This window comes from Albidovulum sediminicola (assembly GCF_025751575.1).
GTDB lineage: Bacteria > Pseudomonadota > Alphaproteobacteria > Rhodobacterales > Rhodobacteraceae > Albidovulum > Albidovulum sediminicola.
Map to the genome: position 1 here is coordinate 1 of NZ_JAOWLA010000040.1, position 5602 is coordinate 5602.

Annotated in this window: 7 protein-coding genes; 1 reads left to right on the forward strand and 6 read right to left on the reverse strand. The window is 60.5% G+C overall.

The window, feature by feature from the left end; genetic code table 11:
* Positions 1-311: 311 nt before the first annotated feature.
* A complete protein-coding gene (locus tag OE647_RS19765) occupies positions 312-728 on the forward strand; it encodes a hypothetical protein (protein ID WP_263723490.1) in 417 nt (138 codons plus the stop codon).
* 531 nt (positions 729-1259) lie between these two features.
* On the opposite strand, the gene OE647_RS19770 is transcribed toward OE647_RS19765, so the two are convergent.
* The 6 genes from OE647_RS19770 to OE647_RS19795 all read right to left on the reverse strand — a co-directional run.
* Positions 1260-2135, reverse strand: coding sequence for a transglutaminase family protein (locus tag OE647_RS19770; RefSeq protein ID WP_263723491.1), 876 nt, complete (start codon positions 2133-2135; stop codon positions 1260-1262).
* A 251-nt stretch (positions 2136-2386) separates the two neighbouring features.
* Positions 2387-2689: a hypothetical protein gene (locus OE647_RS19775; protein WP_263723492.1), complete on the reverse strand. Its 303-nt coding sequence runs from the start codon at positions 2687-2689 to the stop codon at positions 2387-2389.
* Positions 2690-2759: 70 nt separating this feature from the next.
* Entirely contained in the window at positions 2760-3251 is a 492-nt protein-coding gene (locus OE647_RS19780) for a hypothetical protein (protein ID WP_263723493.1), read from the reverse strand.
* Between the two features lie 123 nt (positions 3252-3374).
* Complete coding sequence (locus OE647_RS19785) at positions 3375-4205, reverse strand: transglutaminase-like domain-containing protein (RefSeq protein WP_263723496.1); 831 nt, start codon at positions 4203-4205, stop codon at positions 3375-3377.
* 40 nt (positions 4206-4245) lie between these two features.
* Positions 4246-5244, reverse strand: a complete 999-nt coding sequence (locus OE647_RS19790; RefSeq protein WP_263723494.1) for a hypothetical protein — start codon at positions 5242-5244, stop codon at positions 4246-4248.
* On the reverse strand, positions 5241-5602 hold a 362-nt coding region (locus OE647_RS19795), incomplete at its 5' end, for a hypothetical protein (protein WP_263723495.1). The genes OE647_RS19790 and OE647_RS19795, both read right to left, overlap by 4 nt.

The window sequence follows — 5602 nt, forward strand, 5'->3', positions numbered from 1 at the left end:
ATACATCGACGGGTTCTACAATCCCGTCAGGCGGCATTCATCGCTCGGCTTCCAGAGCCCCATCGCCTTCGAGCGAAAAGCCCGGGAAGTGAGCTAAACGCTCTCCATAAAAGTCGGGCAAGTCCAATCTTGAAAACACGAAAGGAGATCAAGGCCAAAACCATCGAGAAGCGCCGCTTGCTGCATCGCCAGACCGCAGCATAAACTGAAACCCAAACGAGCCAGGCCCTCCGTTCCAGATCAGCCACTCGTGTCCCAAATCTTCTGACGACGGACAACACCGGGTATCGCTGCAACGCCTGATCTGCCTCTTGGACGACCCGAAGCTGACGCTTGAGGAAGCGAGGCAGATTTCCTTCCAAAACAAGTGCAGCTTTGACTGCCGGAAGGTCAACCTGATCGCCCGCGTTGGGCGAAAAGCAGTGATGCGAAACCGGCGTGGCAAAAGCACTTCGACCTCCAACTACAAGGGGGTTAGCGAACGAAAGAGCTCCACAGGTGAGACCTATTGGGATGCGAACATCAAGATTGACCAAGGGAACCTTTACTTGGGTGGCTTTGACGACGAAGTGCTTGCAGCGGCAGCCTACGATGCTGCCGCCTTCATCTTTTTTGAAGGTGCGGCATTCCTCAACTTTCCAACCGAACGGCCAAGCCTAGACGCCGTGGAAAACGTGCGGCTTCGCCACGCCCGGTTCCGGCAGAGGTTGGCCCGGGCGGACAAATGACCTTTCAAACGCGCCTCAATTCGTCTGACTAAACTGACAAAAAGTTAGGCGTTCACCGCTGTGGCCGTGAGGGGAGCATGCGAAATCCGCCGCGTGCCGGGGTAGGCCGGGGGGTGGGGGCGGCCCCTCGCCACGCCGGGCGGGACAAGTTGGGGAGCTTGGACACCTCCGCGTGTCCAGATGTGCGAGGCGTGTGGCCTACCTACGTGGACGTTCAACGCAACTCCCCTGTACGGGCGCACGTCCGCTTTGTAACTCCTCGCGCCCGTGCCGGGCGTGATCGACTGCGCCGTATGGGTTTCAGCGCCACCGGCCACGGCGTTCGAAGCCGCGCGCTGCCTACGGGGCAATCAATCCAGCAGAGGGAGTGTGAATCACGGGATCGTGAACAGGGCCACAGGCTTGGGAACGGCCAGCCCCCACAACAAACGGGGTCCAGATGGGGTTTGCAATATAAAACAAGAACTTACTCAATGAAATCAATGGAAAGTGGCGGAGGGATTGGGCCTGATATCCAACGCTCTCCAGAATTCAAGAGCTTGTTATTGATGCATATTTTGGTTGTTTCGGGACACAACAAGACCCGGTCAGCGGCCTTTCTGTACTTCCACAGTCACATCCATGGAAAGCAAATCGGTGTTTCTGCCATGAAAACTGCCCAATCCTTCTCGCAACGGCCACAGGAATTAGGTTGCTGGGGCCGACCGATCGGTTGGTGGTATCGAACGATATCCAGCCGGCTCCGGGAACAAACACTTCGACCCATGCATGCGTCGATCCCGCATTCGTTGACCCAAGCCGGTCTCCGGCGGGATCGTAAAGGTATCCGGAGACCAGCCTCGCGCCGAAGCCAAGCGTGCGGACGGCTTCGGCGAACAGGACGGCGAAGTCGCGGCAGGATCCCCACCCCCTCTTGAGGGTATCCAGCGGTCCCTGTGTCCCCTCCGTCTCTCGGCTTTCATAGGAAGTTTCAGCGGTGACGCCGTTGCTGATGTCCTTCAGCAGAGAAAGCGTATCCGTCGGTCGTCCCATGACAAACCTTTCGACCCATTTCGACAGCCGCCCCGTGTCGTCCGCATATTGTGGCCTGGCCAACGCGCCGAGATCGGTCCAATCGTCGGGAGTATACATGAATGGGTAGGATGCCGCGGAGGCCGCGATTGGGAAGACTGGCCAGACTGGCGCGTGAAGATCGACGCGCGTGTGCGCCCGTATCGAAAGCATCTCCGTCATGGAATCGAACTGTGCAGTCGCGATCGCGTTGCCGGCAACGTCGTGTGACCAGTCTATGCGGGCCTCGGGGCTGATCTCGAGGTCAAAGGACGTCAAGTTGAGATCTCGAGTCTCCCGCGGACGCAGCATCAGCCTGTGCGGTCCGAGAGCGACCGCGACACAATACCGATACATGGTTGCATGCGTTATGGTGACGGATGGCACCGGTGAGACCTACGACAAACGACCGCCAGAGCGGCGGCGCGCCTGTCCGCCGCCTCCAGGCGCAGCCGTGCGCCAAGCGACTGTCCCCTTGCAACGGGAACATATCCGCTCGCCGAATCCTTCGCTCCAAAACATCGCCCTGCACCGCAGGCAGGCGCGCTCGGCCGCAATGTCGGCCATTGCCTTGACCGTCTGAACTTCTTCGTCTGTCGATTTTATCTTCACTTGCGCTTCTCCCGTTTTCGCAGTCGCTCCATGTCGCCAATGGCGCGCTTGATGCGTCTTTGAATGCATTCATCGTCGGCATCTGGCGTTTCTGAAAAGCGATCACGAAGAAATCTCCAATTCTCTATAACTTCGCGCCATGTCCGCGCAGGCACCGCAAACCTTTGGCCTTCAAGACGTCCCGGCTGCGGCTGCTCGGAAGGTGCTCCGGACGGCGCGTTGGCCCGCCGCCGCATTTCGGTCCTATGCCGTTCGACTGCGGCCCTGCGACCGCCGAGATCGATCGGGTCGTCGGTCACTGCGATGCCCCAAGGCTCTTACCAAGAGCCACTCTCGGTTGAGCGGGAAGCCGTCTTCCCGAAACATGTGTCATTCTCCTATCCCCGGGCGCGCGCTTCCGGGGCGCGGTCCGGTATTGTCTTTATCTTTCCCTTTGCGTGCCCCGCCCGATTTTCCCGTCGTCCGTTGGTCTTCGTGCCTTAACTCGGGCCGGGCCGAATAGAGGTCGCGGAGGTCGGATTCGGCCACGCCATCCGCCTTCATCACGAGACGGATCATCGGGTCCGCCAGCATCTCCTCGAGGAAGTAATCCGTCAGAGCCTTGCCGGTGAGCTTGTCCCTTGCAACAGCTTGCTCCAATTCGGCGAGCGGCACGGTAAGCGTTCGGCTGAGCCCAGGATGCGACGATCGCGGATGGAGGTGGACAAGGACGGACGATGTCCAGGCGCCCGGTTCGATCCAGTCGATAGGCTCAAGCAGTTGGATCTCAATCTCGTATTCTCCGGCCGGCAGGGTCTCGTTGAAACTTGGAAGTTGAAAAGGTCGCAGAAATACGGCGGTCGTCTTGATCGAAGCGGTCATCTCAATTCTCCACGATGGTTTCCGACTGCGAATGCCCCTACGGACACGCGGACCAACCGGTCCGTCGGCGCGCCGGGGAAGGGCAAACCTGCACACCCGGCATTGAGTCGCTCCCGCATGGTTTCAAGAACCGGGCGGCGCCTCGGCGGAGTCGTCCTGAGCGTCCCTTGTCCAGACGTCGAATTGGGTCAAAGTGCTCGGTCCGAATGTCTGAGTCAGAGGAACATCGGCGGCGTCCCGACCACGAGCAATCAGGATCCTCCCCATGCGCCGCGTGTTGTTCCGCGGATCGAAAACCCACCACCGGCCGCCGAGAAAGACTTCCATCCAGGCAGCGAAGTCGCCTGGCGGGTAGGGCCCAATCTCACCGATATCGCTCAGATAGCCGGTGCAGTAGCGCGCCGGGATGTTCATGCAACGACAGAAGGCGATGGCGAGATGGGCGAAATCCCGGCAGACACCCTGTCTGCCAGCCAGCGTTTGAGACGCCGTGCGGGTTGCGCTCGCCTGCGTGTAGTCGAACGAAACGGCAGAGTGCACGAAGTCGCAGATCGCCTGGACGCGTGCCCAGCCCGGAGGCGTGTTCTCGAACAGGCGCCAGGCTTCCTGCGACAGCAGATCGGTGTCGCAATAGCGACTGCCCAGAACATAGACCAAGGTTTCGAAGGGCAGATCCTGAACGGCATGCTGCGCGGCATCGGGTTCTGTCGGATCAGGCAGTCCCGCATCGCGGAATATCCCGTCGGTGGACAAGGTGAAGTCGCCCGCCGGCACCACCATCCGCGTGCACCAGTTTCCGAAGCCGTCGCGATAGCTTTCCAGCGGTACGCTCGGCTGCGTCACGAGATAGTCGGCTCGCTCCAGATCGCCAAAGCGCGAGTAATGCACGTTCAGCATGGCTATGAGTGGCGTGGCGTGCGTCAGCCGGTAGCCCAGGCGACAGCCGATCCGCATCCGTATGCCGGGCGCGTCGTCGCGCGCCGAATGGTGCGCTTTATCGTCCAAGAACGCACTCTCCGTCCGAAAGTTGAAAGCTGCGGTCGCAGCGCCAACTGTTTCCGGAGCGATCGAGATGGGCGTTTGTGGGCAGGTCAATCGCGACGCAGGCGTCGTCCAACGCAGCAAAGCCCCGTTCGCAACGCCATCCCGGCCCGGAGGCATCGTGGTTCAGAAAAGCGTTCGCCGGAAGTGCCACGGGATCACAGCGACCATCGATCTCGAAGAAGCCTCTCTCGCAGGCCCATTCGACGCCGTAGTCCGAATTGGTGAGATAACCGTTCTCGGGAACCGCAATCGGCACACAAGCGTCTGTCAACGCTTTGGAGCCGCGTTCGCACGCCCAGCCGGTACCCGAAGACTCTTCCGTGAGGTAGGCGTTCTCCGGAAGGACAATCGGAATGCAGGCCTCGCGATCCTGCCGATATCCGCGATCACACTGCCAGTCGTAGCCCGACGATCGCAAGAAGGCATTCTCGGGAACTGGGATAGCCGCGCAGGATGTACCTTCAACTTCTTCGTATCCGTGTCGGCACGCCCAACCCAAGCCGTACGACCGCCCCGTCGCATAAGCGTTATCCGGGACGTCCATGGCAACGCACATTGCGCCGTCCACACGATACCCGAGGTCGCAGTCCCAGCCACCGCTATAGCTCCGGGCCTCTGCATTCTCAGGCACCGCTCCGGTGCCGTCCTGCGCAAGGACCGGAAATGCGATGGATGCGGCCACGCCTGCCAAGATCGCCAGCCTCGAACGCAGGTGTTTCAGGGCATGTCGCTCCTTTGGGGAGACCATTTGCGTCTTCCCCATGATCAAAGGTTTGCGGGTCAGCGCGGCTTCATCTTGCCGACCCAGCCGCAGCGTTCTCCTGCGGGGTCCAGGCTCCGCCATAGGTGGGGAAATATCCTCGCAAGCCGGTAGCGACGGCATACCTTCGTTCTCGGCCGCCTCGATCGCGAAGTCCTTTGGGACTGTCGGGCGGACACTACCGGTCATTGCGGGGACAACTTCAGCAAAACAGCCGCCGCAAGGGCGTGCTCTTCCTGGTGGTAGTCGCCGTGGAATTTGCCATCGACCTTCACCTCCCAGATCCCGTTTCTTTCACGCACCTGAACCCCGGAGCGCTTCGCCAATTTCTGCGCGGAACGACCCCGTCTTTCCAGCTTCTCCGGTGGCCCAGGGTGCTCAACGGTCACTTGGGGCTCCTTGGGCTGCGGTATGCGCACCTCTCCAATTTGCATCACGGCGCGGATGAACTCTTCCGCGTAGTCGTCGGTTTCACGGTGGTCATGTTCGTGCCGTGCCATGCGCATAGGTTCGACGAACCGTTCCCGGAGGTGTTCGACGAAGCGCG

What these genes read in the sequence shown, in the direction of transcription:
- OE647_RS19770 (WP_263723491.1), bottom strand. Translation starts at nt 2,135, where the DNA reads ATGTATCGGTATTGTGTCGCGGTCGCTCTCGGACCGCACAGGCTGATG.
- OE647_RS19780 (WP_263723493.1), bottom strand. Translation starts at nt 3,251, where the DNA reads ATGACCGCTTCGATCAAGACGACCGCCGTATTTCTGCGACCTTTTCAA.
- OE647_RS19785 (WP_263723496.1), bottom strand. Translation starts at nt 4,205, where the DNA reads ATGCGGATCGGCTGTCGCCTGGGCTACCGGCTGACGCACGCCACGCCA.
- OE647_RS19790 (WP_263723494.1), bottom strand. Translation starts at nt 5,244, where the DNA reads ATGACCGGTAGTGTCCGCCCGACAGTCCCAAAGGACTTCGCGATCGAG.